General features: G+C 49.2%; 30 protein-coding genes. 21 read left to right on the top strand and 9 right to left on the bottom strand.

Translation table 11 applies throughout. The features are described from left to right. Positions 1 to 87 precede the first annotated feature (87 nt). The 3 genes from FJM67_RS14065 to FJM67_RS14055 are packed head-to-tail and all read left to right on the top strand — an operon-like array spanning position 88 to position 1,003. Positions 88 to 393 carry a type II toxin-antitoxin system RelE/ParE family toxin gene (locus FJM67_RS14065; protein WP_140590505.1) on the top strand — a complete coding sequence of 102 codons (306 nt, stop codon included), beginning with the start codon at positions 88 to 90 and terminating at the stop codon, positions 391 to 393. Further along, on the top strand, positions 390 to 674 hold the full coding sequence (locus FJM67_RS14060; protein WP_140590503.1) for an addiction module antidote protein: 285 nt from the start codon (positions 390 to 392) through the stop codon (positions 672 to 674). The genes FJM67_RS14065 and FJM67_RS14060 overlap by 4 nt, the downstream gene beginning before the upstream one ends. A 14-nt stretch (positions 675 to 688) precedes the next feature. Beyond that, entirely contained in the window at positions 689 to 1,003 is a 315-nt protein-coding gene (locus FJM67_RS14055) for a 4a-hydroxytetrahydrobiopterin dehydratase (protein ID WP_140590500.1), read from the top strand. Positions 1,004 to 1,018: 15 nt separating this feature from the next. Here FJM67_RS14055 and FJM67_RS14050 read toward each other — a convergent pair whose 3' ends face one another. After that, the gene (locus FJM67_RS14050; protein ID WP_140590497.1) at positions 1,019 to 1,906 is read right to left on the bottom strand and encodes a DMT family transporter; all 888 of its coding nucleotides are present in this window, start codon (positions 1,904 to 1,906) and stop codon (positions 1,019 to 1,021) included. A gap of 190 nt (positions 1,907 to 2,096) precedes the next feature. Between FJM67_RS14050 and FJM67_RS14045 the strand changes: the two genes are divergently transcribed. Beyond that, on the top strand, positions 2,097 to 3,416 hold the full coding sequence (locus tag FJM67_RS14045) for a DEAD/DEAH box helicase (protein WP_140590495.1): 1,320 nt from the start codon (positions 2,097 to 2,099) through the stop codon (positions 3,414 to 3,416). A 117-nt stretch (positions 3,417 to 3,533) separates the two neighbouring features. After that, a complete protein-coding gene (locus FJM67_RS14040) occupies positions 3,534 to 4,346 on the top strand; it encodes an arylamine N-acetyltransferase family protein (protein WP_140590492.1) in 813 nt (270 codons plus the stop codon). Positions 4,347 to 4,415: 69 nt separating this feature from the next. On the opposite strand, the gene FJM67_RS14035 is transcribed toward FJM67_RS14040, so the two are convergent. The 3 genes from FJM67_RS14035 to polA all read right to left on the bottom strand — a co-directional run bounded on the left by FJM67_RS14035 (position 4,416) and on the right by polA (position 9,305). Continuing rightward, positions 4,416 to 4,715 (bottom strand): helix-turn-helix transcriptional regulator, encoded by a 300-nt coding sequence (locus FJM67_RS14035; protein WP_140590490.1) that lies wholly within the window; start codon positions 4,713 to 4,715, stop codon positions 4,416 to 4,418. Next, positions 4,712 to 6,040 (bottom strand): type II toxin-antitoxin system HipA family toxin, encoded by a 1,329-nt coding sequence (locus FJM67_RS14030; protein ID WP_140590487.1) that lies wholly within the window; start codon positions 6,038 to 6,040, stop codon positions 4,712 to 4,714. The genes FJM67_RS14035 and FJM67_RS14030 overlap by 4 nt, the downstream gene beginning before the upstream one ends. Positions 6,041 to 6,536: 496 nt before the next feature. Beyond that, positions 6,537 to 9,305 (bottom strand): DNA polymerase I, encoded by a 2,769-nt coding sequence (gene polA, locus FJM67_RS14025; protein WP_235890078.1) that lies wholly within the window; start codon positions 9,303 to 9,305, stop codon positions 6,537 to 6,539. A gap of 174 nt (positions 9,306 to 9,479) precedes the next feature. Here polA and FJM67_RS14020 point away from each other — a divergent pair, with 174 nt between their 5' ends. The 10 genes from FJM67_RS14020 to FJM67_RS13975 all read left to right on the top strand — a co-directional run bounded on the left by FJM67_RS14020 (position 9,480) and on the right by FJM67_RS13975 (position 17,976). After that, positions 9,480 to 10,439 (top strand): homoserine kinase, encoded by a 960-nt coding sequence (locus FJM67_RS14020; RefSeq protein WP_140590484.1) that lies wholly within the window; start codon positions 9,480 to 9,482, stop codon positions 10,437 to 10,439. A gap of 2 nt (positions 10,440 to 10,441) precedes the next feature. Then, a complete protein-coding gene (locus FJM67_RS14015; protein WP_235890076.1) occupies positions 10,442 to 11,017 on the top strand; it encodes a DUF1007 family protein in 576 nt (191 codons plus the stop codon). A 70-nt stretch (positions 11,018 to 11,087) separates the two neighbouring features. Beyond that, the gene (locus FJM67_RS14010; protein WP_140590482.1) at positions 11,088 to 11,720 is read left to right on the top strand and encodes a LysE family translocator; all 633 of its coding nucleotides are present in this window, start codon (positions 11,088 to 11,090) and stop codon (positions 11,718 to 11,720) included. Between the two features lie 33 nt (positions 11,721 to 11,753). Next, positions 11,754 to 12,362, top strand: coding sequence for a MarC family protein (locus FJM67_RS14005; RefSeq protein ID WP_140590479.1), 609 nt, complete (start codon positions 11,754 to 11,756; stop codon positions 12,360 to 12,362). Between the two features lie 83 nt (positions 12,363 to 12,445). Further along, positions 12,446 to 13,345, top strand: a complete 900-nt coding sequence (locus tag FJM67_RS14000) for a nickel/cobalt transporter (RefSeq protein WP_235890075.1) — start codon at positions 12,446 to 12,448, stop codon at positions 13,343 to 13,345. Further along, on the top strand, positions 13,345 to 13,806 hold the full coding sequence (locus tag FJM67_RS13995; protein ID WP_140590477.1) for a Fur family transcriptional regulator: 462 nt from the start codon (positions 13,345 to 13,347) through the stop codon (positions 13,804 to 13,806). Before FJM67_RS14000 ends, FJM67_RS13995 begins: the two co-directional genes overlap by 1 nt. Further along, the gene (gene znuC, locus FJM67_RS13990) at positions 13,803 to 14,579 is read left to right on the top strand and encodes a zinc ABC transporter ATP-binding protein ZnuC (protein ID WP_140590474.1); all 777 of its coding nucleotides are present in this window, start codon (positions 13,803 to 13,805) and stop codon (positions 14,577 to 14,579) included. Before FJM67_RS13995 ends, znuC begins: the two co-directional genes overlap by 4 nt. Positions 14,580 to 14,590: 11 nt before the next feature. Beyond that, complete coding sequence (gene znuB / locus FJM67_RS13985; RefSeq protein ID WP_140590471.1) at positions 14,591 to 15,388, top strand: zinc ABC transporter permease subunit ZnuB; 798 nt, start codon at positions 14,591 to 14,593, stop codon at positions 15,386 to 15,388. 88 nt (positions 15,389 to 15,476) lie between these two features. After that, positions 15,477 to 17,627 carry an FAD-dependent oxidoreductase gene (locus FJM67_RS13980; RefSeq protein ID WP_140590467.1) on the top strand — a complete coding sequence of 717 codons (2,151 nt, stop codon included), beginning with the start codon at positions 15,477 to 15,479 and terminating at the stop codon, positions 17,625 to 17,627. Between the two features lie 82 nt (positions 17,628 to 17,709). Then, positions 17,710 to 17,976 carry a DksA/TraR family C4-type zinc finger protein gene (locus FJM67_RS13975; RefSeq protein ID WP_140590465.1) on the top strand — a complete coding sequence of 89 codons (267 nt, stop codon included), beginning with the start codon at positions 17,710 to 17,712 and terminating at the stop codon, positions 17,974 to 17,976. Here FJM67_RS13975 and FJM67_RS13970 read toward each other — a convergent pair. The 4 genes from FJM67_RS13970 to FJM67_RS13955 form a co-directional block, all read right to left on the bottom strand. Further along, the gene (locus FJM67_RS13970; protein WP_140590462.1) at positions 17,973 to 18,182 is read right to left on the bottom strand and encodes an anti-sigma factor family protein; all 210 of its coding nucleotides are present in this window, start codon (positions 18,180 to 18,182) and stop codon (positions 17,973 to 17,975) included. The two genes, FJM67_RS13975 and FJM67_RS13970, sit on opposite strands and share 4 nt — an antisense overlap. Further along, entirely contained in the window at positions 18,179 to 18,808 is a 630-nt protein-coding gene (locus tag FJM67_RS13965) for an RNA polymerase factor sigma-70 (protein WP_140590459.1), read from the bottom strand. Before FJM67_RS13965 ends, FJM67_RS13970 begins: the two co-directional genes overlap by 4 nt. A 69-nt stretch (positions 18,809 to 18,877) precedes the next feature. Next, a complete protein-coding gene (locus tag FJM67_RS13960) occupies positions 18,878 to 19,339 on the bottom strand; it encodes a hypothetical protein (RefSeq protein ID WP_140590457.1) in 462 nt (153 codons plus the stop codon). Continuing rightward, positions 19,336 to 19,884, bottom strand: coding sequence for a gamma carbonic anhydrase family protein (locus FJM67_RS13955; protein ID WP_140590454.1), 549 nt, complete (start codon positions 19,882 to 19,884; stop codon positions 19,336 to 19,338). The genes FJM67_RS13960 and FJM67_RS13955 overlap by 4 nt, the downstream gene beginning before the upstream one ends. 161 nt (positions 19,885 to 20,045) lie before the next feature. Between FJM67_RS13955 and prlC the strand changes: the two genes are divergently transcribed. Together prlC and FJM67_RS13945 are read left to right on the top strand one after the other, a co-directional pair. Beyond that, the gene (prlC, locus tag FJM67_RS13950) at positions 20,046 to 22,076 is read left to right on the top strand and encodes an oligopeptidase A (protein ID WP_140590451.1); all 2,031 of its coding nucleotides are present in this window, start codon (positions 20,046 to 20,048) and stop codon (positions 22,074 to 22,076) included. A 323-nt stretch (positions 22,077 to 22,399) separates the two neighbouring features. Then, entirely contained in the window at positions 22,400 to 22,660 is a 261-nt protein-coding gene (locus tag FJM67_RS13945) for a YheV family putative zinc ribbon protein (RefSeq protein WP_140590448.1), read from the top strand. An 83-nt stretch (positions 22,661 to 22,743) separates the two neighbouring features. On the opposite strand, the gene FJM67_RS13940 is transcribed toward FJM67_RS13945, so the two are convergent. Further along, on the bottom strand, positions 22,744 to 23,382 hold the full coding sequence (locus tag FJM67_RS13940) for an NAD(P)H-dependent oxidoreductase (RefSeq protein WP_140590444.1): 639 nt from the start codon (positions 23,380 to 23,382) through the stop codon (positions 22,744 to 22,746). Between the two features lie 205 nt (positions 23,383 to 23,587). Here FJM67_RS13940 and FJM67_RS13935 point away from each other — a divergent pair, with 205 nt between their 5' ends. The 4 genes from FJM67_RS13935 to FJM67_RS13920 all read left to right on the top strand — a co-directional run bounded on the left by FJM67_RS13935 (position 23,588) and on the right by FJM67_RS13920 (position 25,461). Continuing rightward, a complete protein-coding gene (locus FJM67_RS13935) occupies positions 23,588 to 24,094 on the top strand; it encodes a glycine cleavage system protein R (protein WP_140590442.1) in 507 nt (168 codons plus the stop codon). 204 nt (positions 24,095 to 24,298) lie between these two features. After that, positions 24,299 to 24,583: a hypothetical protein gene (locus FJM67_RS13930; protein WP_219845990.1), complete on the top strand. Its 285-nt coding sequence runs from the start codon at positions 24,299 to 24,301 to the stop codon at positions 24,581 to 24,583. A 12-nt stretch (positions 24,584 to 24,595) separates the two neighbouring features. Continuing rightward, positions 24,596 to 25,069, top strand: a complete 474-nt coding sequence (locus FJM67_RS13925; RefSeq protein ID WP_140590438.1) for a hypothetical protein — start codon at positions 24,596 to 24,598, stop codon at positions 25,067 to 25,069. Positions 25,070 to 25,209: 140 nt separating this feature from the next. Beyond that, positions 25,210 to 25,461 carry a hypothetical protein gene (locus FJM67_RS13920; RefSeq protein ID WP_140590435.1) on the top strand — a complete coding sequence of 84 codons (252 nt, stop codon included), beginning with the start codon at positions 25,210 to 25,212 and terminating at the stop codon, positions 25,459 to 25,461. Positions 25,462 to 25,510: the final 49 nt, after the last annotated feature.

Genomic DNA, 25,510 nt, shown 5'->3' with positions numbered 1-25,510 from the left:
AGTTGCTCTCAATAGGAAGTTATCTATCAACTTGAACTATCTTCTTTTTCGCACTAGAGTGTATTCACTTGGATACGGAAATCTTATATGTATGATGTTAAATTCACGGACGAATTTGATGCTTGGTTAAGTGGCTTACAAGATAGCACGACGCGACTTCGCTTATCACGCCGACTCGAAAAAGCCTCACGTGGGATACTAGGTGATGTAAAGTCAATCGGTGAGAATCTTTACGAAATGCGTGAACATTTTGGGCCAGGTTGGCGAATGTACTATCTGCTACATGGCAACACCTTATTGGTGATGCTTGGCGGGGGAGATAAATCATCTCAAAGTAGAGATATTGCAAAAGCTAAATTCATTGCTCACCAATTGAACGAGATCGAACCATGATAAACAGTAAGCTTAAACCCTTCGATATGGCGGAGCAGCTTCATACCGAGGAAGATATTGTGGCATATCTTTCGATGGTGCTTGAGGATGGCGATACCGATGAGCTTATTGCTGCCTTGGGGCATATTGCCAAAGCTCGTGGCATGGCAGAAATAGCGAGAGAAAGTGGTCTTGGTCGAGAAAGTCTCTACAAAGCACTACGCTTGGGCGCTCGCCCTCAGTTCGATACCATCTTCAAGGTGATAAAAGCCTTGGGTCTTGAATTACGCATTGTAAAATAAAGGAACCAAACTCCATGCCAACCCACAAACTGACAACAGTACAAAGCCAAGCAGCCTTGAGTGAACTTAACACGGGTCTGCCAACTCCTTGGGAGATCATCGACGGCAAGCTTGCGAAAGCGTTTAAATTCAAAGATTTTCAGCAGGCCTTTGGTTTTATGACCATGTGCGCCTTGTATGCGGAAAGGCAAGACCATCACCCAGAATGGTCGAATGTTTACAACAAGGTAGCGGTACAACTGATAACCCACGATGTATCAGGTTTGTCGGAGAAAGACTTCGACCTAGCAAAGAAAATGGAGAGCTTTGCCGCTTTACATAAAGCATGATGCGGTAACCTTTAGCTAGATTACCGTCGCCAAGGTTACTAGCAAAACGCTCACTAAGATCATCGCGCCACCCGCCCACTGCTGGGCGGTTACGCGCTCGTTGAATCGGCGTTTGGAAAAATACAAAGTGCCAAGGATTTCGGCTTGCCCTAGTGTTTTCACCAAAGCTGGGTTTACCAACGCAAAGCCGGTAAACCAGCCGATCGAGCCCAACGAGCTTAACACACCCACCTTCACACTGAGTTTGACCGAGCGATTGACCGGTGCGAGGCGGTCTTTGGTCAACGCAATTTGCAGCCCACACAGCAAGAGCGACTGTAGCGCCAAAACGTACCACAAGGTCACACCGGCACTGGTGATAATAGAGCCTTGCAGGGAATGACTCGCTAACGATGCCGTGACCGAGGTGATGGCAAAACACAAACCACTGCCCAGTCCGGCAATCAAAGACATATCTTTATGGGCATGACGGAGATTTTGCAGCTTTAGGCTCATGACCAAGGCACCCAACACGCCTAACACGATGCCCGCCCACGCAATGCCGTTCAGAGAGTGGTTGAGTAATGGAATGCCAATGACAGCAGCGAGCACGGCTTCAGTTTTGGCTAGCAGCGTTCCCAAAGCAAAACTACCGGACTGGAATACACGCAGCATCAAATAGGTCGCCATAATCTGAGCAATGGCGCAGATGGTTCCATACAGTAGAAATTGGCCCGCTGCCGGAAATTCAACACCACCGAGTAGCCACCACACACCGAGCAAATACAAGGTCACCAATGGCAACCCGTATAAAGAGCGCGACATAGTAGCGTGGAGAAAGCCCTGTTCTTGGGACAGTGTTTTTTGATAAGCGGTACGCATGGATTGGCAAGCCGCTGCGAATAACGTGACCAACACCCACATAACAACCTTTACTCCGACTGCGATAAAATAAGGGCGCTAGCATGGGCCGGAGGCTCCTATTTGTAAAAGGAATAATTAGAATGTCACCCATTCTTGGAAGTAATACTTCCATTGGCTGGCGCTTATTCCTCGCAAATGTCGCCGACAAAGGGTAGGCTTCGCGCCTTCCTATGATCAATTGAGTAACCTAATGAATTTTGAGTCCCTTGGATTAGACCCGCGTATCCTAAAAGCCCTAAAAGAGAAAGGGTACACCACACCTAGCCCGATTCAACAACAAGCCATCCCAGTGGTGTTGTCCGGTCAGGATTTGATGGCGGCGGCACAAACCGGGACGGGCAAAACGGCAGGCTTTACCTTGCCCATGCTGCAAAACTTATTAAAGGGCCAAGGGGCGCGTAACAACAGCGTGCGGGCATTGGTGCTCACGCCTACCCGTGAATTGGCACAACAGGTCGCCGACAACGTGGCCCTATACAGCAAGCATTTGCCGATCAAAAGCACCGTGGTTTATGGTGGTGTAAAGATTAACCCCCAGATGCAAAAACTGCGTGGTGGTGCCGATGTGCTGGTTGCTACACCTGGACGTTTGTTGGATTTGTATCAGCAAAATGCCCTTAAGTTGGATCGTCTGGAAATCCTCGTATTGGACGAAGCCGACCGCATGTTGGATATGGGCTTTATCCACGACTTGAAAAAGATCGTGGCTTTGATTCCGAAACAACGTCAGACACTGCTGTTCTCCGCTACCTTTTCCAACCCTATTAAAGAACTGGCAGAACGCTTTGTGCACGCGCCGCAAGAGGTGTCCGTTTCACCAGCAAACACCAAAGCGCCGACCATCAGCCACACTGTGTTTGAAGTGGACAAGCCAAACAAAACCAAGCTCTTGATTCACTTGATCAAACAAGAAGGCTGGCGCCAGGTGTTGGTTTTTTCTAAAACCAAACATGGCGCTAACCGAATTGCTAAAATGCTATCGGCCAAAGACATCAGCGCCGCGGCGATCCATGGGGACAAAAGTCAAAACGCCCGTACCAAAGCCCTAGCGGATTTCAAGGCAGGCTCTGTACAAGTCTTGGTAGCAACCGACATTGCTGCCCGTGGTATCGATATCAGCCAGTTGCCCTATGTGGTGAACTTTGACCTGCCCAAAGTGCCGGAAGACTACGTACACCGCATTGGCCGTACCGGACGTGCCGGGGAAACCGGTCATGCTGTCTCCTTTGTTACCGAAGAAGACATCAGCGAACTGTTCGCTATCGAGCGTGTGATTGGTGAACTGATCGAGCGTCAAGTCGAGCCGGCCTTCCCACCAGAAAAGCGTTTGCCGGAATCCAAACTCGATACTCGGCCAATCAAACCCAAGAAACCGAAAAAGCCAAAGAAACCCAAGACCGAGCAAACGTCTAAAGCGACTCAGGCCCCAGCTAAGTTAGTGGCTACCGAACCGCGAAAAACACCTCGTCGAAGAAAACCCCAAGGCGATAACGCTAAGCAAGCTCGGTAAACGCCGAGCTAGCAGAATCCATTTTTCACCTGTTTTGAATTGTTCAGTGTGCCGATTCCAAATAATATGACGGTAGACTCGTAACGACAGCTTCTTGCTGATCAACAGGAATGACACATGATTCATCTGCAAAACTACTTTGACCGCATCCACTATCAGGGACCTACGACGCCGGAGCTGTCCACCCTGCAAGCCATCCACGCCTTGCATCCGGCTTATATCCCCTTTGAGAATATTGATGTCTTGCTTGATCGTGGCATTAGTCTAGATCTTGATAACATCCAGCAAAAACTCATCGATGACCGTCGCGGTGGTTACTGTTTTGAACAGAATGCCTTGTTTCTGGAAGTGCTCAAGCAACTCGGGTTTGAGGCCGAATCCTTAATGGCGCGTACCGTTTGGCGCCACCCGGACGACACCCCACTTGGCCCACGAACCCATCAGGTGCTAAAAGTGCGAATCGACGGCGAATGGTGGTTGGCCGATGTGGGCTATGGTGGTCTCGTCCTGACCGATCCACTACGGTTGGAAACCGAGCAGGAACAACAGGGCAAACACGAAGCATTTCGCTTTAAGACGCACGATCACGGCTGGATGTTACAAGTAAACATACAGGGACAATGGGAAGACCTATACAACATCGGCAGTCAACCTCAGGAACCGATTGATATGGAAGTGGCCAACTGGTTTACCTCCGCCAGCCCAAACTCCAAATTCCGCCACAACCTAATGATGGCGCGAGCAACACCAGACACTCGCTATGCACTGCTGAACAACCGCCTAACAATTCGCCCGCGCAACGGCGTCCCAGAGCGACGAGAATTGAACCCAGAGCAACTAGCCGATGCGTTAGAGGAATGTTTCGGGCTTAAGGTCGAAAGTGACTGGATGCCGTTGCTGGAAAGGATTGTCGAAAAAGCGAATTCGTAGACCAACAAGCTGGCGAAGGCCATATGGAAGAGATCTGCCCCTGAGGGAAGATCTCGGCTCCCAATTGTTTCAATCACCAGTCATCATATGTTTTGCCACATGTGGGTGAATTGGAGTCAGACCAGACTTAATACCGAACGGCTTAAACACGGTATCAATCATTGACTGGGCTTGGTTGCCTTTGTCTTGCTCTATATCTGTTAGCGTACGACGACTCACACCGACAAACTCCGCATAGCGGGTTTGAGAAAAACCTAAGACCTCTTTGCGTAGCTTTTTAAGCATTTGCCCTTGGCTAATCTCGCCCAATAAATGCTGTTTTAGTAGTTGCACCAACAATGCTTGTCGTTCGGCTGGTGTCATACTCATAAAAGCCCCCAGCGAGTCAGTTTAGTTTCCAACCATTCGATTTGAATAACGCTTAAAATACGTTTTGCGACGCCGCGTTCCATTAATCTATCCTGTAGTCCCACAAGCTTTTGAGCAGTGTTTTGCAGAGTAGAAAATGAAATGTCACTGGGACACAGATCTTCTAATTCTTTCGTGATGTCGTGCCAGCGGTATTCGCCGCCTTCCTCAAAAGGTGAGCCCCATTTGGTAGTACGTGTAACGCCTTCTGGGTCAACTTTCATCGGCGCAAAGTCATAGATAGGAGACAGCCAAATATCATTCGGGCGTTTTAGTAGAGCGGTATTGCGGCCATGATTATCAGTATTGCCAAAAGCAATGTTTAATAAATCGCGAGCCAGCCATTCACAAACAAAACGCTGCTGGTCAAATATCGCAGAGCGTTTGGCAAGCAAAGCACAGACTGAGCGCAACACTTCAAAATGGTTTAAATAACTGCCAGCAGGTTTATGCAGCACAGAGAAAATCGACTCCAAACCATAACGCTCCCAAGCATTTCCATTCCAATGAGTATCAAAGCGAGGTAACCAAAGGGAAGGGTAGCGATCCCCTTCGATGAGACACATGCCTTCCGTATTGATGGTGTTAAAGCCCATGGCAGTTAGCTCTTGGTAGAAGTGGTACTCAGCGCGCAAGATATCGCAATCATCTTGTGTACGGCGCTTCCCTCTGGGAAATTTCACCAAGTAATGGGCATCGGCAATCGTATGTTGGTCTTGGAAGGTATCAATCCAAACTTCTTCGCTATTAGAGCAACGCAACAACAACTTAGGGGCTTCACCGCCAGCGCCCGTCGCACCACCACTGATCGCCCCCATTTCCTGAGCATAAGCTAAAAAGTCAGAATCTCGCTCGACCACATCTTTCATAGCAAACCTACGTAAATGAAGAGTCGAACTTTCTGGTAACTTAGGTAAAGACTCCTTAACTCTTAAATTCCCGACCGGTGCAATGGTGCCTTTTTCTAATAGCTCAGAATCCAATTCGCCGGATGAGAGACCTGCTAACCCCCAAGCATCCACCAAGTAGCGGCGTGCAGCCCCTGCTGGAACGATATCCTCCAAAAAGCCAAACCAGCGATCCGATTCATGTTCAATCATGACTTGAACCGGAAGCATCAGCCCACAAGCATGCTCATCATCGTAGTCTAGCCATTCGATGGAGTAATCCATCTCATAGCCAAGGCTACATCGACTGGCGTTGCCTTTCTCCGGCTCAGCAATATTGACGATAGCGATGTCATGCCACTGTTGATCGAATAGTGCTTGGATAGTAAGGGATTTCATAAGACACCTGAGTGAGCAGTATTTTGCTCATTTTAGGCCTTATTAGCTTTTTTTGGGAAATATATTTCTCAAAAAAATCTAAAATACTTATTTTTGAGAAATATATTGCTCATAATAACTGCTTTATTTGTCGGCTGACGTCAGAAAATTGTTACAAGGCTAAGATTTTTATTACAAACGGCTATTTCTCTCAGAAAATAGTTACAAAGCGAAACTCACCTGATCGATAACTGGGCAAATAATCAGTATTTTCCTATAGTTTTTTAGGTTGTCACTTACGGATTGAGGAGCAACGTATGCCTAAGGAAGATACGAACAAGTCACTCTAGAGAAAAGTGACTGCATCTATTTTATTGAAATATATTGAAATAATTTATCCGCAAGCACTTAGTGGCTGACTTATTAGCCTATTTCTTAGGCAGCCCACCGAAGACAGACGAAATAGAAAGCCATGCGAACAGCATGGCTTTTTTCGTTTCAGCCCTATGAGCGAGGCTTAATGCGCCTCATCCCAGTTATTACCAACCCCAGCCTCAACCAATAGAGGCACGTCGATCTTGCTGCTATTCTGCATAATCTCGACGATTTTTTCTTGCGCGGCGTCTAGGTCTTTTTCTGCCACTTCGAAGATCAGTTCATCGTGTACTTGCATGATCATTTTCACGTCTAGGTCGGTTTCGGCGAGCCACTCATGCATGTTGATCATGGCGCGTTTGATGATGTCGGCGGCGGAGCCTTGCATCGGGGCGTTGATGGCGGTGCGTTCAGCTGCTTGGCGCATCATGGCGTTACGGGCTTTGATCTCGGGTAGGTACAAGCGGCGGCCAAAGATGGTTTCCACGTAGCCATTTTCTTTAGCGCTTTCACGGGTGTTGTCCATGTAGGTGCGCACGCCCGGGTAGCGTTCAAAGTAGCGCTGTACGTATTGCTGCGCTTCTGGGCGGCCGATTCCCAGCTGCTTCGCTAGACCAAAGGCCGACATGCCGTAGATTAGGCCGAAGTTGATGGCTTTGGCACGGCGGCGTTGTTCGCTGGTCACTTCGTCTACGCTAACATCGAAGACCTCTGCGGCGGTGGCTTTATGCACGTCTACATCATGGGCGAAGGCGTCTAAAAGCCCCTTATCTTGTGATAGGTGGGCCATGATGCGCAGCTCGATTTGCGAGTAGTCGGCGGCAATCAGCTTGTAGCCTTCTGGGGCGATAAACGCTTGGCGAATACGGCGACCTTCAGTGGTACGAATCGGGATGTTTTGCAAGTTCGGATCGGTCGAAGACAAACGCCCGGTCGCGGTGACCGCTTGGTGGTAAGACGTATGAATACGGCCAGTCTTCTGAATCATTTCTGGCAGCTTGTCGGTGTAGGTGGATTTGAGCTTGGCGAGGCTGCGGTGCTCCATAATCAAACGCGGCAGTTCGTAGTCTTCCGCCAGTTCTTGTAGGATGGGTTCTGCGGTGGACGGTTGGCCTTTTGGTGTTTTCTTAATCACCGGCAAGCCTTGTTTTTCAAACAGGATTTCTTGCAGCTGTTTCGGTGAGCTTAGGTTAAAAGCTTGGCCAGCGGCTTCGTGGGCTTTGATTTCCACTTCCTGTAATTTTGCCGCGATTTCGGCGCTTTGTGCGTGCAAAAGGTCTGGATCGATCAGTGCGCCGGTTTGTTCCATCTTCGCTAACACAGGGACTAACGGCAATTCGATGTCTTTTAGTACACTGAGCAACGAAGGCTCTTTTTCCAGCTTTGGTAGGATGGCGTGGTGCAAACGTAGGGTAATGTCGGCATCTTCTGCCGCGTAAAAGGCCGCTTGTTCAAGTTCGATCTGATTGAAGGTCTTCTGTTTCGCACCCTTGCCAGCGATTTCCTCAAAGCTCACGGTGGTGTGGCCAAGGAATTTCGAGGCAAGGCTGTCCATATCGTGGCGGGTGCCGGTGGAGTTCAGTACGTAGGATTCGAGCATGGTGTCGAATTCAATGCCACGCAGGGTGATGCCGTAGTTGTTCAATACGTTGGCATCGTACTTAAGATGCTGACCGACCTTTTTCTTGTCGGCATTTTCGAGCCATGGTTTGAGTTGCGCAAGCACCCAATCTCGGTCGAGTTGCTCCGGTGCGCCTTCGTAATCGTGAGCAACGGGGATGTAAGCGGCTTTGCCGATTTCAACGCAAATGCCTACGCCGACCAGTTCGGCTTCCATGTAATTTAGGGAAGTGGTCTCCGTGTCGAAGGCCACTAGTTCAGCGGTCTCAATCTTCTTCAGCCAAGCGTTGAAGCTGTCTTTGTCGAGAACGATATCGTACTCCACCTCGATATTGGCCGCGGCCACTGGCTCTTCATCGGTGTTATCAACCGTATCGTCAGCGGTGCCAGTAGCGGGTGCTTTATCTAGATCGCGCAGCCAAGTTTTGAATTCCAGCTTGGTGAACCACTCTCGTAGGGCTTCTTTATTGATCTCTTCGTTTTTCAACGTGTGGGGATCAAAGGGCAGTTCCACATCACATTTAATGGTGGCTAGCTTGTAGCTCATTTCCGCCATCTCGCGATGTTCTGCCATTTTCGCTGCCATAGTTTTGGAGCCACGGAAGCCCAGAGCAGCAATGTCGTCGAGGCGGGCATAAATTTCTTCTAGGCTACCGATGCCTTGCAACATGGCTAATGCGGTTTTTTCACCCACTCCCGGAACACCGGGGATGTTATCTACCTTGTCACCCATTAGTGCGAGGTAGTCGATGATTAACTCCGGCGGAATGCCGAACTTGTCTTTCACCCCTTGAATATCCATGACGGTGTCCGTCATGGTGTTGACTAGGGTGACTTTGTCGGTGACGAGTTGAGCCATATCCTTGTCACCGGTAGAGACAATAACTTCACGGCCTTCACCGCCGATTTGTTTAGCGATGGTGCCAATTACGTCGTCGGCTTCCACGCCTTCAATCATCACTAATGGCAAGCCCATGGCTTCGATCATGCGGTGAATCGGTTCGATTTGACGGCGTAAATCATCCGGCATGGAAGGGCGGTTGGCCTTGTATTCTGGGTACATCTCATCGCGGAAGGTTTTGCCCTTGGCATCAAATATCACCACGATGGGGGAATTGGGGTAACGACCAATTAGGCTGCGGATCATGCTGATCACTCCCCGGGCGGCGTTGGTTGGCTGGCCGTCGCTGGTGGTCAATGGTGGAATCGCGTGAAAAGCGCGATACAAGTAGGACGAGCCATCGACCAGAACCATTGGGGAAGTGTGTGTCAGTGCGTCTTGAGCCGCCATGGATAACCTCTTTGTCTACAAATCGCTGAGTTCAGCGCAGATTCAATTTTCTTTGCCGCCAAGACTAACATAATCCGCCTTTTTGGTGCGCTTCAATTGACCTTTCTGCCCTTATTGTGGAGCATTAGCGGCTAACGCAATATTGCACGTGGAAGATTTTTTTAGGTACCCATTTTGGCTGTTTACACTTCTCTCTCGGACTCTGACATGCGCGGCCTCGTGGCCGATTATTACTTGGGTGAATTGGTGTCGTTTCAGGGCATCTCTGGTGGTGTCGAAAACACTAACTATTTCATCAATACCACCACTGGTAAGTATGTACTTACTTTGTTTGAAGAGTTTGACTACGAGGAAGTGCCTTACTTCTTAGATGTGGTGGCACATCTAAAACATAAAGGTTTTAACGTGCCGGCGGCACTGATGGACAACCATGGTGAGCGTTTACGTACGGTGAAAGACCGCCCAGCGATCATTGTGGATTGTTTCCCCGGTTCCACCTTAGAGAGCACAACGGTAGAAAACTGCGCCTTGATGGGGAAAGAGTTAGCCCGTTTACATGTGGCAGGTATGGACTTTGCGAATCACCGCCCTAGTCATCGGGGGATTAAATGGTGGCGTACTACGTCTCAGGCGATTGCGCCGGAATTGGAACTTGACCAAGCCCAGTTGCTGTTAGAGCAAGTGGAAGCCTTCGATGCTTTTATTGCCGACAAAGATGAACAACTGCCCAAAGGCACGGTGCATGGGGATTTGTTTTACAACAACACCCTATTCGAAGGGGATAAGCTGTCTGCCATCATCGACTTCTATAATGCCTGTTACTCTTGGTTGATGTACGACTTGGCGATTGTGGTAAATGACTGGTGTTCCGATATCACCACCGGTGAGTTGGATATGGATAAGTATCACGCTTTGGTACGGGAGTACATTCACGAGCGTAGCCCAAATGCAGCGGAAATCGAGGCGTGGCCGCATATGCTTAAAATCGCAGCATTGCGCTTCTGGCTATCACGTTTGGAAGCTTGGCATGGGGCAAAACATGATCCAGAGCGCTTGGCTCAGCAACATGATCCAGAAGAGTTTCAACGTATCTTAGAGGCTCGGGTACGTCATTGCCCGCCGCTAACGGAGTAAGTATGTGGTTCCAATTATGGCGCGGTTGGTGTGGGTTGATGATGGGCTTAGCGGCCGCGTCAGTTTCTGCCCATCCCCATATTTGGATCGAGTCTTACTACCAGGTGGATGTTACTTCGCCGAATATTCAGCGTGTCGAAGCGGTGTGGGCCTTTGATGCCTTTTCCAGTAATGATTTGCTGATCGAATTCGATACCAATGCCGACGGGCGGCTAGAGAAAGAAGAAAAAGCGGAAACCGCAGCGGCACTGCGCAATTTAGAGCAGTATGGCTACTTCCTCGCTATGCAAGAAGATGGGGAGGCCTTGTCCGCAGACTCGGTGCAAATCCTAGACTTGTGGGTGCAGGAGGATATGTTGCATGTGCGCTTAGGTATCGTGCTGCCTGAGCCGGTCAATGTGCAGCAGCATACCCTGCGGCTTGGTTTTGGTGACCCGGAGAATTACTTTGCCATGGTGATACCTGATACAGGTTTAATCAAACTGACGGGCACGTTGGCAGAACTTTGTACCCCCACACCGGCTGCAGCGGAAGCCATCTATATGGAAGGCTGGGTAGACCTTAGTTGTGATAAATAGCCTTTGTGGCGTCAATTAATCTCTTTGTTCAAATAAACTGTCATCCCTAACCGTTAAGAGGCACTTGCCGATGTTGGAACATTTTCAGTGGTTACCTTTTCTTGCTGCTATTACGGTTTTGACCATGAGCCCTGGGGTTGATACCTTGTTGGTGCTGCGTAGCTCCGCAGTATCTGGTTGGCGCGTTGGTGTCGTGTGCAGTCTAGGGATTTGCCTTGGTCTATTCGCCCACGCGACTATCTCAGCGTTAGGGTTGTCGGTGATTTTACTCGGCTCGGCCACCTTATTTACGGCGTTTAAAATGGCCGGTGCGGTTTATCTTGCCTATCTCGGTGTGCAGGCGCTACGCAGTGCCATGAATCCCCAAGGCTTGAATCTAAAAACTACTGGTGTGAAGCCATTAACTGCCGCTACCGCATTTCGTCAGGGGATTTTATCAAATGTACTGAATCCCAAAACCATCGTTTTCTACATGGCATTTTTGCCGCAATTTATCGACCCAGCCCACTCGGCTATTGGTCAATCCCTGTTTATGGCTGCCCTTCACTTTATCATAGCGATGGTGTGGCAAAGTTTGCTGGCGGTGATGGTTCACCGGGCAAGAGTATGGCTAGCACGGCCAAAAGTCGCGCAAGTCTTGGATAGCATCACCGGCATATTGTTGGTGGGCTTTGGTATCAAACTGGCACTGACAGAGCGCTGATCGCGCAAGCAGGTGCCTTTCGAGTAATACATCATGAGTCTGTTGATCTCCACTTGGATTAAGTTCTTTTTCCTTTTCGCTCCGTTCTTTGTGTTGTCCATGTTCTTGGCGCTCACCCGTGGGGAAACGCCAGCGTCACGCCGTGCGGTCGCCAATAAAGCCATTATTGCGGCACTGGCTATCTCTTTGGTGCTGATGTTCTTCGGCAGTCCCTTGTTTGCTGTGCTGGGTATCACTCTTGACTCGTTCCGTATTGGTGCGGGTATTTTGCTGTTTATGTCGGCCATTAGTTTGGTAAAGGATGGTACTCGCAACCATGCCACCGGTATGCCGAACGAGGAGCGAGATGATGTGTCGGTGGTGCCCTTAGCTGTGCCGACGATTATCGGCCCTGCGACTATAGGTACTATCTTGGTCTATGGTGCAGAGTTTGAGGGCTGGGATTTGGTTATCGGCGTGTTGGGGCTGACCGGTGCCTTGGCGACCTTGGCGGTGATCTTGTACTCCGGCTCCTTGATCGAAAAAATGCTTGGTCGAACAGGCTTAAATATCCTATCGAAAATCACTGGTCTGATCTTGGCAGCCATGGCAGCACAGATTTTTATGGGTGGAGTCATGGGCTTTTTGCATCCAACTGTGTAAAGGGGTGTGATCTCCCTTCACCTATGGAAAGGCTTGTTATAGTATAACAAATCATTTTTTCTCGATTTGTTGGAGCAGTCTAGTTGATTCGATTCAGCATTCTTTTGGCCTTGGTTGTAGTGGCGCAAACCGCCCAAGCTTCGGTTTTGGATGATCTGTCCCGCTACATTATGACCATGCAGCGGGATTTTCACCGGGAGCTGGTGGGCTTGGTGCGTGGTCTGGCAAAAGAAAACAACCTAGTGCTGCTCTGGAGTTTAGTCTCCGTTTCTTTCTTGTATGGCATCTTTCATGCGGCGGGGCCGGGGCATGGAAAAGCGGTGATTGCTTCCTATATGTTGGCAAACCGTGCTCCCATCCGGCGCGGCATTTCCCTTTCTTTACTGTCGGCTTTGGCGCAAGGTGTTGTGGCGGTGGTGTTAGTGGCGATCCTCGCTCAAGTTTTCTCCTTAGCTGGCAAGGTAACTGAGATCAGTCGTTTTTTTGAACTGGCGTCTTTTGCTGCGATTGGTTTAATTGGCGTGTGGATGGGCTGGCGGCTACTGCGCGGCAAATCCAGCTGCGGCCATGATCATGCTCACGACCACGACCACGACCACGACCACGACCACGACCGCTGTCATCATACCCACAGTGACTCGGCAGAGACACAAACAGCGAAGCGTAGTATTTGGGCAATTGTCACTGCGGTGGGGATTCGCCCGTGTACTGGTGCCGTTTTGGTCTTGTTATTCTCTTCAAGCGCGGGCATTTTCGGGTGGGGGATTTTGGCGACCCTCGCTATGTCTTTAGGCACAGGCATCACGGTTGCGGTACTGGCTGTCCTTAGCGTGTTGGTAAGGGACAAGAGCCTGAAGCTGCGCCGAGGTACATGGCAACAAGCTATCCAGCGGGGGCTTGGTTTCGCCGCGGCGGCTGCCCTTATCTTTATAAGTATTTCTATGATTAGTTACGAATTACAAACCGCAGGGCGGGCATTTTAATGGCACACAATCACAACCATTGTATTGAACAAGCACTGCACACTGCGGAGACCATTTGCGCTGAACAGGGACAACGTCTGACCAAAGTGCGCCGCCGGGCGTTAGAGTTGATTTGGCAAAGTCACCGACCGTTAGGGGCGTATCAGCTATTGGCCAAGTTAGCGGAAGAGGGTTTTAATTCCGCCCCGCCGACGGTGTATCGAGCGCTAGATTTTCTGCTCAATGCTGGCTTGATTCATAAAGTGGAATCCATGAACGCCTATTTAGGGTGCGCCCATGCTGACAAACCCCATAAAGGTTATTTCTTGATCTGTGATGAGTGCCACAATGTGATGGAGTTTGACTATCAAGACATTCATCAAGCCTTGATTGCAAAAGCTGCCACTCAGGGCTTTGAGTTGCGTGCCGAAACCATTGAGTTGACCGGGTTATGTGCTTCCTGCCGAGGGGCGAAGTCATGAGTACTCGCTTAGTTGAATTCGTCAACGTCGGGATGCAATTTGGCGAACGCCAGTTGCTCGATGGCATTGATATGCCGATTCATCAAGGGGAAATTGTCACCTTGATTGGCCCCAATGGCAGCGGCAAGAGTACGCTAATCCGCACCTTGTTGGGGCTACAGACACCCACTAGTGGCGAAGTTGTGCGCCATCAGAGTTTGCGCATCGGCTATATGCCACAAAAGCTCCATATTGATCCTACGTTACCCCTTACCGTGGAGCATTTCTTGCGTTTGGTACGTGGCGTGAATCGCAAAGAGATTAAACCGACCTTGGAAAAAGTCGGCATACCGCATTTATTACATTCCCAAGTTCATGTGTTATCCGGGGGAGAGACCCAGAGGGTATTATTAGCGCGAGCGTTGCTTAATAAACCGAATCTGTTGGTGCTTGATGAACCGGTGCAAGGGGTGGATGTGAATGGTCAAATTGAGTTGTACAACCTGATTGATAGCATTCGTACCGAGCTCAATTGCGGTGTCTTGATGGTGTCCCATGATTTGCATTTAGTCATGGCGAAAACCGATACCGTGTACTGTATTAATCAGCATGTGTGCTGCTCCGGTAGCCCCCAGCAGGTTACTGGTCACCCGGCTTACCAAGCGTTGTTTGGCGTGCCCGGAGCGGCGGATTCCATCGCCATATACTCCCATCACCACGACCATGTGCACGACGACCATGGGGATGTGGTTGCCGAACAAGAACACGGCCCTCACTGCCAGCATCACCACTAAGGACTTTCTCCATGTTTGAATTTTTATTACCAGCGTTGTTGGGTGGTTTGGGTGTTGCTGCGGTCGCAGGCCCGTTGGGGGCTTTTGTGGTGTGGCGGCGTATGGCTTATTTTGGTGATACCTTAGCCCATTCGGCGTTGTTGGGGGTTGCGCTCGGCTTCCTGTTAGATATCAACCTGAACCTAGCGATTATCGCCATGTGTGTGGGCTTGGCGTTAGTCTTGGTGACCTTACAGAAAAAGCATTTTATCGCCACTGATACCTTACTCGGGATATTGGCCCATTCTTCCCTTTCCTTAGGCTTGGTGGCAGTGAGCTTCCTGGATCATATTCGTATTGATCTGATGTCCTATTTGTTTGGCGACCTATTAGCGGTAGGTATGGGTGATGTGTTCTGGATTTATGCCGGTAGTCTGTTGGTGTTAAGTCTACTGGCCATTTTCTGGCGTCCGTTGCTCGCTATGACGGTCAATGAAGAACTGGCCAAGGTGGAAGGCTACCCAGTGGAAGCCATTCGCCTGCTATTGATGTTGTTAGTGGCCTTGGTTATCGCGGTGGCGATGAAGATCGTTGGCGTGTTGTTGATTACCTCGCTGATGATTATCCCTGCGGCGACAGCACGAAGATTATCCCAGACACCGGTACAAATGGCGGTGACGTCCGGTGTGTTGGGCTGTTTCTCTGTGATTGGCGGGCTGTGGTCGTCCTATCAATGGGATACTCCGACTGGCCCAAGTGTGGTGGTCTGTGCCGCGGTATTGTTCTTACTTGCTTACACCTTACCAATTGGAAGATTACGTCAGACTTAAAGAGTATCTTTTTAAGTAACAAATCTTGTCTTGCAGCGTCTAACAATCATTACGTGAACTTTTACCTTAGGTCGAGATAGAGGCGAAAATGAAAAAGGGTTTGTTAGTCGTTGTGATACTGGTGCTCCTAGTAAGCTTTTTTGCCCTCGATTTACACAACCTGTTCACCTTGGCGGAAGTCAAAAACCAAGTGGAACGTTGGCAGGCGAGTGTGGTCGCTGCGCCGGTGGCCAGTTCCTTGATCTATCTGTTGGGTTATGTGTTGGTGACGGCTCTGTCGTTACCGGGGGCGGTGCTCATGACTCTGGCTGGTGGCGCGCTCTTTGGCTTTGGCTGGGGATTATTGCTGATTTCCTTTGCTAGCACCCTTGGGGCAACCCTCGCTTTTCTTACGGCTCGGTTTTTGTTTGCTGACTGGGTGGAACAGCGCTTCGGTCGCCGCCTTGAAACCTTGAATCGTGGTATCGAAAAGGAAGGGGCTTTTTACCTCTTTACTCTGCGCCTAGTACCTATCATTCCCTTTTTCCTAATTAATTTAGGCATGGGTTTAACCCGTATCCGTGTTTGGACTTTCTATTGGGTAAGCCAATTGGGCATGTTGGCGGGTACTGCCGTATACGTGAATGCTGGGACTCAGCTGGCCCAGTTAGACAGCCTTCAAGGCATAGTTTCCCCGAGCTTGTTGCTCTCATTTGCCCTGTTAGGCGTGTTCCCTCTAATTGCAAATAAACTGATTACCGTGCTGAAACAACGCCAAGTATATTCGGGCTATTCCCGCCCGAAGCAGTTTGATCGTAATCTGATTGTTATCGGCGGCGGTGCCGGTGGCTTGGTCAGTGCTTACATCGGCGCCGCAGTGAAAGCCAAAGTGACCTTGGTGGAAGCCAATAAAATGGGTGGAGACTGTTTAAACTACGGCTGTGTTCCTAGCAAAGCCTTGATCAAAAGTGCCAAAATAGCGCAGCAAATGCGTGAAGCCCATCATTATGGCGTACTGAGTGAGGCGCCTTCGATTTCATTCCCCAAGGTGATGGCGCGGGTAGAGCAGGTTATTAAAGATATTGAGCCCCATGACAGTGTGGAACGCTACACCAAGCTAGGGGTAGATGTGGTGCAAGGCTATGCCAAGCTGATTGACCCTTGGACGGTAGAAATTAAGCGTCATGATGGGGCGGTGCAACGCTTAACCAGCCGAGCGATTGTGCTTGCCACTGGCGCTAGTCCGGTTGTACCAGAGATCCCCGGGTTAGCCGAGAGCGGCTATTTGACCAGTGACACTCTGTGGCAAACCATGGCAACGCGGGAAACCGTACCAGCCCATTTGGTAATCCTTGGCGGTGGTCCAATTGGCTGTGAGTTGGCTCAAGCGCTTGCTCGTCTTGGGAGTCAGGTCACGCTTATCGAGCGTTCCGCTCACGTGTTAGCCCGTGAAGATGAGGATGTGGCAGCCATCGCCCATTCGAGTTTAGCCTCCAGCGGCGTGACGATATTAACGGATACCCAAGTGAATGCTGTCGAAAACCAAGCAGGGCAAAAGCGTTTACAGCTCATGACGTCGTACGGTGAGCAAACCTTATTGTGCGATGACTTGCTGGTGGCAGTGGGTCGTACTCCTCGTTTAACTGGATTTGGCCTAGAAGAGCTCGGCTTAAGTGTTGAGCAAAAGCTCGTGACCGACGACTACCTTGCCACCCTAATGCCACACATTTATGCGGTTGGCGATGTGGTGGGTTCCTATCAGTTTACCCATGTTGCCGCCCACCAAGCATGGTATGCCGCAGTGAACGCCTTGTTTGGTTTCGCGAAAAAATTCAAAGTGGATTATCGCGTGACTCCCCGAGCCACTTTCCTTGACCCTGAAATCGCCCGTGTCGGTTTGAGTGAGAAGGAAGCTCAAGCCCAGAGTATTCCCTATGAAGTCACTCGCTACGGTATTGATGACCTAGACCGTGCCATTGCCGATGGACAAGCTCAGGGCTTTGTAAAGGTACTAACGGTACCGGGTAAGGATACTATTCTGGGGGTCACCATCGTCGGTGAACATGGGAGTGATTTGCTCGCCGAGTTTGTCTTGGCCATGAAACACGGTCTTGGTCTAAATAAAATCCTCGGTACTATCCATGCCTACCCAACCTGGGCGGAAGCCAATAAATACGCCGCTGGGGAATGGAAAAAAGCCCATGCCCCAGAGCGAGTATTAGCCTGGTTGGCGCGCTTCCATGATTGGCGGCGTAACTGATAGCACCGAGTGACGCATTTTCGATTGATGAGTTGTCTTGTCATAAGCATACTTGCGGAAGTGTTATTGCGAGGAAAATAATATGGCCAGTGGTTGGGCTCATGATGGCGCGGTACAAGATCAAATCGATGCAACGGTAGATTCGGCGGTAGAGCGAGCGCGTAGTCGGCTTGCTCAAGGTGAGAGTCTGGCGTTTTGTGAAGAGTGTGATGCGCCGATTCCCGAGCGTCGCCGGGTTGCCATCCCCGGCGTGCGTCTTTGTATTCAATGTCAGTCGGAATTAGAAGGCAAAGAAAAGTCTCTTAGCCTCTACAACCGCAGTGGCAGTAAGGATAGCCAGCTACGTTAGTGACTTTTTTCGTCAGTGGCAGAGGGATTGTTGTCGGGCTGACTGACAAAGGTTTTACTGATGTCACGCAATTGCTCCATTTGCTCTCCGAAGCGTCGGCATGCGGGACACATAGCGGTATGTAATTTCAAGGAAACATGCTCTTTGGTACTCAGGTGGCGTTCCATCTTTTGTGATAGAAGCTGCGTAGCTTGGGTACATTTCATACGGCTTTCTCCCCGTCGAACCAATTATTTTCCAGACATTCCCGCAAACGCACACGGGCGCGGTAAAGAGTGACATTTAAGTTGGAAACAGAAATATCTTCCGTATGACAGATGGCATCGGTATCCAGTTCCAAAAACTCACGCATCATAAAAAAGCGACCATATTTGGCTGGCAGGGCCTCTAGACAGAGCTCAAAAATCTTCCAGAACTGGGCGTTTTCGGTACCGTGCTCGGGCTGGTCCCATTTCACTGGGCGCTCACTCTTTTGCCAGTGCCCATTTTCTGTAAATAGGGACTCCAGTAATTCATCCCCTTGTAAGCCATTCCCTTGTTCCAGCTGACTTGCTGCGGTGGTGCGCTTTTCTTTGCGTAAAATGTCGATAAGTTTGTTCTTGAGAATGGAGAAAACCCAAGTTTTCAATGCGGATTGTCGAGCAAAGCGATCTATATGTAGGTAGGCAGATAGCATGGCTTCCTGCACCGCATCTTCGGCAATTTGCTCATCGCGGACTTGCAACAGCGCAAATTTGAACATCTGCTCTCTAAGGCTGGTTAGAAAAGCCGGATCATGGAAGCGGTTTGTCTCTGCGTCAGCGTCTGCTGCTGTTCCATTGGTGAGTGTCATGGCCACCTCAGATGGTCTGCTAAAAAAAGTTAGACGGAGTATCTGAGGTGATCTTACAGGAAAGATAGGTTACTTGTTTAAGGTGGAAAAGATTTCGCCGAGGCGGCTAGCGTCATAGGGCCCGCTGATGGAACCAGCAAAGCGCCCATCTGGGTTGATCAGCAGTACATTGTCCCTATGGTTGGCATAACCATCGGCTTGAGTGACATCGGCTAAGTCCTGATAGACCGCTTGGCCTGGACTCGCAATGACGATACCCAAGTCCCTAAACTTCGCTATTTCCCCTTGGCACAGGGCGTCGCAGACGGTTGGCTTTAATTGCAAGGCAAACCACTGTTGCGACTTCGCCTCGTCAAGTTCGCCTAGAGGGGGGAGCTGGCGTGGAAATTCCAGCAACTGCACCCCAAGCCGTTCCTGATCAAATTGGCTTAGCGCTTGCCCTGCAAAGTTTTTCTGGTAGGACTGCATGGCAACCCACACAGCCCCAGCCAGTAAAGCAACACCTAAAAAAGGCGTGGTTAAGCGTTTCATTCCTGGTTCTGCTCCGCTTCTTTGAGATATTCGTCTTTTAGCTTCACGTAGTTCAAACCAGCGTATTGGAAGTACTCGATTTCTTCCTTGGTCAGAGCGCGTTTCATTTTTGCCGGAGAGCCCATGTACATATAACCGGATTCAAGGCGTTTCCCCGGTGGCACCAATGATCCCGCCCCAAGGATGACTTCATCTTCGATCACAGCACCATCAAGCACGGTTGAGTTCATACCGATTAAGACACGATTGCCGATGGTACAGCCGTGTAACATGGACATATGGCCGATCGTTACATCATCACCAATGGTCAGCGGGAAGCCCTCTGGTTTATAGTCGCTCGCATGGGTGATGTGCAGGCAAGAGTTGTCTTGCACACTGGTGCGTGCGCCAATACGAATACGGTGCATATCGCCACGAATGGACACCTGAGGCCAGACGGAACTGTCATCGCCGATTTCTACATCACCGATCAGCACGGCACTATCATCGACCCATACTCGTTCACCTAATTTTGGCGTGTGTCCGCGAAATGTCTTCATCACCATAATGTTTACCTCTGTAGCGTGTGGCGGCATAAATAAAAGCAATTAGCACAATAGCTGGCATGGCATTGAAAATGCCGTATTACCACATATTGTATAGAGAAAGCATACCGATACTAGCAGCGTGACGCATCACGCTATATGAGCAAAAAGGATAACATGATATGAGCCAATCCGTTTGGGAAGCTACGTCGTTGCCGCAATTTTCCGCGGTTAAGACAGAGCAGATCGTCACCCAACTTGAAGAAATCTTAGCTGCGAACCGCCGTGATATTGAGGCCTGCGTGGCGCGCAATGCCGAGCCCACATGGGAAAGTTTGGTGTTGCCGTTAGATGAAATTCACGACCGACTCGGGCACTTCTGGTCGCCAATCAGTCACTTAAATTCGGTGCAAAACACACCGGAGCTGCGAGAAGCTTACAATGCTTGCTTGCCAAAACTAAGCGAGTACTACACCGAGCTTGGGCAAAACAAAGCCCTATATGAAGCCTACAAAGCGTTAGCAGCAAGCCCAGCAGCGGCTGAGCTAAGCGTGGCTCAGACGGAGGCTTTAACTCAGACTATCCGTGACTTTGAACTATCCGGTGTGGGTCTTGAAGGAGAGGCGAAGCAGCGCTACGGGGAAATCAGTGCCCGTTTATCAGAGCTTGGTAGCACCTTTGGTGAAAACGTACTGGACGCGACCAGAGCTTGGAGCAAATTAATCACCGATGAAGCCGAACTAGCAGGCTTGCCAGAATCCGCTCTGGCGCAAGCGCAACAAATGGCCCAAGCAAAGGGGCAAGAAGGTTGGTTATTTACGCTGGACTTACCGTCTTACCTGCCCGTTATGAACTACGCCGATAACCAAGCTTTGCGGGAAGAAATGTACACGGCCTATGCGACTCGCGCTTCTGAACTGAGTGATGAGGGCAAATTTGATAACGCCCCTTTGATTCAAGAGATTTTGTCATTGCGTCACGAAATGGCGCAAATCCTTGGCTTCGACAACTATGCGGAGCTGTCGGTAGCCACCAAAATGGCGGAAAGTGGTGATCAAGTCATTGGCTTTTTGAATGATTTAGCGGTCAAATCCAAACCCGCTGCTGAGCAAGACTTAGCGGATTTGAAAGCATTCGCAAAAGCCGAATATGGTGTAGAAACCTTAAACTCTTGGGATATTGGCTACTATGCGGAGAAATTGCGCGAGCAAAAATACGCGATTTCCCAAGAAGTGCTACGCCCTTATTTCCCGATTAACAAAGTGCTATCCGGTCTATTCCATACGGCGCAAACACTATTTGGTGTCGATATTCGAGAAGAAAGGGACTTCGATAGCTATCACCAAGATGTTCAGTTGTTCACTATCTCGAAAGAGGGCACTGACATCGCCCGCTTCTTACTCGACCCTTATGCCCGAGAAGGCAAGCGTGGTGGTGCTTGGATGGATGCCCATACCAACCGTCGCCGGTTAGCAGATGGTCGCTTGCAGCTACCGATCGCTTACCTAGTGTGTAACTTCACGCCCCCAATCGGTGATAAGCCAGCCCTACTGACTCATGACGAAGTAACCACCTTGTTCCATGAATTTGGTCATGGCCTGCATCATATGCTTACTCAAGTGGATGTGTCGGTGGTGTCGGGTATCAATGGGGTGGCGTGGGACGCAGTAGAATTGCCAAGCCAATTTATGGAAAACTGGTGTTGGGAGCCAGAAGCCTTGGCTCATATTGCGGGCCACCATGAAACTGGCGCGCCGTTGCCACAGGATTTGCTCGACAAAATACTGGCGGCGAAAAACTTCCAGTCTGGAATGCAGATGGTGCGACAGCTAGAGTTTTCGTTATTTGACTTCCGTTTGCACCAGGAATACCAAGCCGATATGGATGTTCAGGCGCTGCTAAACGATGTACGCAGCCGTGTCGCAGTAACGACGCCACCGGCATTTAACCGCTTCCAAAACAGCTTCTCTCATATTTTCGCCGGTGGTTATGCGGCAGGTTACTACAGCTATAAATGGGCGGAAGTGCTGTCTGCAGATGCTTTCTCGAAATTCGAAGAAGACGGCATCTTTAATGCAGAAACCGGTGCTCACTTCCGTGATACCATACTGGCCAACGGCGGCTCCCGTCCTGCGGCGGAGCTTTTCGAAGCTTTCCGTGGCCGTGAGCCCAGCGTCGATGCGCTATTAAGGCATAGCGGGATTGCGGCTTGATACGTGATACGTGATGCTTGGTGGCTTGATCAACCTATCACTCAACGCCGACCGTGGGGCATCCCTGCCCCAGACGGTCGGTCGACTCCATCCATGGAGTCTGCTTATGAGTGATAGGTCGCTCAAGCTAACTCATTCCGTCAGATGTATTTTGTATGTGCTTCGCGTTAACTTGTGTTCCTTTCAAACAGCCACCAAGGATGGTGGCGCGAGGGCTTTGGCGCAGGGATGCGCCACGCCCGAGTGGAAAGGAACCAAGTTAAAGCGTACCCGCAAATCTGGAACAGAGATCGTCTCTTTGTAACAACAAACCGAGGTTTACAATGACCACCAAACGCTTTATCGCTGGGGCAGTATGCCCCCGTTGTAACGAAATGGATAAAATTCGCGCTTGGCGTGATGACGATGAAGAAAAACAATATCGCGAGTGTATCGCTTGTGGCTATACCGATGAGCAATCTACCAAGATTCAGGCTCAGCCACAGGAGATCCCAACCCGAGTCAATCAACCCCATGTAGCGGCTCCAGAAGGAGAGGCAGCGGTGATAAACTTCGTACCCAATCCGGGGAATACCAAGCACTAGACTCGTTTTGATTGGGAACGGGTAAAGAAATGGGCGCAATCAGCGCCCATTTTGGTATTGTCTACGTGGCTTTAGCCGCGGGGTTAATCTATTACTTGGATAAATTGTTCTTGCGGGCGACGGACTTTCTTCAGGTTCACTAGCCAATCCCCTTCGTCAGCCCGGTAGCCAAGTGGCAGGATGACGACGGAACGAAGTCCTTTCTCTTTCAGCCCTAGAATTTCGTCTACTTTTTCCGGCTCAAAACCTTCCATCGGGGTGCTATCAACACCTTCTTCTGCCGCAGCAATTAGTGCCGTGCCCAGACCAATATATGCTTGGCGCGCGGCATGTTCAAAGTTTTCCTGGGCTGGACGTGGTGGGTAAGCTGCTAATAGTTTTTGACGGTAAGCTTCCCAGCCTTCGTTAGTGAAGCCGCGTTCTTCATTCACCAAATCAAACATATGATTAATACGCTCTTCGGTGTAGTTGTCCCAAGCGGCGAATACCAATAAGTGGGAGCCATCAACAAGTTGTTGTTGGTTCCAAGCGTGTGGCACGATTTGTTCACGCAAGGCTTTGTTTTTCACCACAATCACTTCGTATGGCTGCAAACCACTGGAACTGGCGCTTAAGCGAATGGCTTCGAGGATGCGTTCGACCTTTTCTTCCGGTACCACTTTGCTGGCATCCATCTTTTTCGTGGCGTAACGCCAGTTCAATTTCTCTAGTAAATTAGACATGAATCATTCCTAGTAAAACGGTTAATAGATAGCCTAACTGTATGGTCAGGTCTTGCGGCTACAAGGCGCGCTTTAAGGAACAAAATGGCAAGCTTACCAAGCCCAGAAAACTGCCATATAGGTCAGTGATCGAGGTTAAAAAGTTGGGTAATTCACCTAAATCGTGATAAGAATGAACCACAACCCAACATGAGTAGGAGGAAGTATGACTCAGCATTTGGTACTGACATTAATTGGTGACGACAAACCCGGTTTGGTAGAAAAGCTTTCCCAAACTATCGTGGCGCACAATGGCAACTGGTTAGAAAGTCGCTTATCCCATTTAGCCGATAAGTTTGCTGGTATCGTTACCGTTGACGTACCCAAAGATCAGGTAGCAAGTCTAATTACTGATCTGCAAAACCTGACGACATCAGGTTTAACGGTCACTGCTACAGAGGCGGGTGAACACGTAGTCAATGGCAAAACGGTGGCTTTGGCTGTCGTGGGTAATGACAAGCCAGGTATCGTCAAAGAGGTTGCTCAGGTGCTACATGCTCTTGGGGTAAACGTGAAAGAGCTAGAAACCTCCCGCGAACCAGCTCCGATGAGCTCTGAGATGCTATTTCGTGCTGAGTTAGTGCTCACCGTGCCTGATAATGTGGCACTTGATGAAGTAGAAAAAGCAATCGAAGTACTCGGCAGTGACTTGATGATGGATTTTGTTAAGTAAAAATCTTGGCAAATTTCATTATTCTTGGTTATTATTTTCGGATAAAATTTTAATGGAGATAAAGGGATGTATATGTTAAGGGAGAGATTAAAGTCTTTTAGTATCTCGTTAGGCATAATTTTTGCGCTAACAACGATTACTGCATGTTCATCCAACCAGCCAGTCAGCACATCAAACTCATCGCTTACTCAAGGTAATGTGCAGATGAATGTTGTTGTGGGAAAGACGACTAAGTCAGATGTTCTCGAAGTTTTTGGTGCTCCTAACGTAACCACTAGGAATGGTGAGGGTAACGAAATATGGACGTACCAAAGACAAGCCCAAATTCAAGAAAGTTCTCAGAATAATTCTTTTGGTACTTTGCTAATTTTTGGAGGAGGTAGTTCTACAGCTGGTTTTAAAAATAGTTCAAGAATGATCACTTTGATCATCAAGTTCGATAGTAACGATGTTGTTATCGATTATTCTAGTAGAGAGTCAAATTTTTAAGGACGAATTATAATGAATTTAATTAAGTCATTTTCTTTCACTTTTTTCTTGTTTTTAACAGCATGTGCTGGTTCGGGTGTCAAAATGACGCCTTTAGAAATACAGTCTATGCAAACAAGACAATATGAAAATGAGTATGCAGTAGTATTCTCGAGTACCATATCCGTACTTCAAGATTTAGGGTATACAGTCACTAATGCGAGTAAAGATACCGGTCTTATCGCAGCAGAGAGTGCTAGTGAGAGTGATACATTCTCCAAGATTATGCTTAATCAAACTTCGGTTAGCAAAACTAAGGCGACTGCTTTTATAGAAGAAATTGGAAGTTCAACTAAGATTCGACTGAATTTTGTTAACTCAAATAAAACATCAAGCATGTATGGTCAAACTAACGAAGAAGATGAGGCAGTTCTCGATCCTCAGATTTACCAAAATGCATTTGATAAAATTGAAAATGCTATTTTTGTAAGAGCTAGTGCTAAATAACCTCTGAAATTACGGGTGCGCGTGGTTAGTATGGTTAAAAACCACGCGCACTTCTTCATAAAAACCAATTTTTTCTTGTCCTAAATCAAAAAGTTGCGCTAAGCTGAAACTGTAGCAGGTTGCAGAGAGGGGTTGTCCCCATGGCGCAGTTATCCACGTTTATCGTTTTGTTGTTTCTTACTGTCTTTATCGGCAGTGGGGCGATGGCGCAAAATGCGGACAGTGATGCCGGCTACCCGAAAGTAAGCTTTGATAACGGCGGTGTAGATTTCACTCCGGTGACTCCCGACTCCGATATGGATGAAGGTCTACCCTATGTGGCACCTAAGTTATCTATTCAGCACCAATGTAAGCGTCCGGCAAACCACACCTTCATAACACTTGAAACCTGATCTACCGTCACTGCATCCTAGCTATGGTGGTGATTATGTTTGGTTTCTC

Source organism: Maribrevibacterium harenarium, assembly GCF_006385675.1.
Classification (GTDB): Bacteria; Pseudomonadota; Gammaproteobacteria; order Pseudomonadales; family Marinomonadaceae; genus Marinomonas; species Marinomonas harenarium.
The sequence above is the reverse complement of the archived record's forward strand: the minus strand, read 5'-3'. Positions and strand labels throughout refer to the sequence as shown.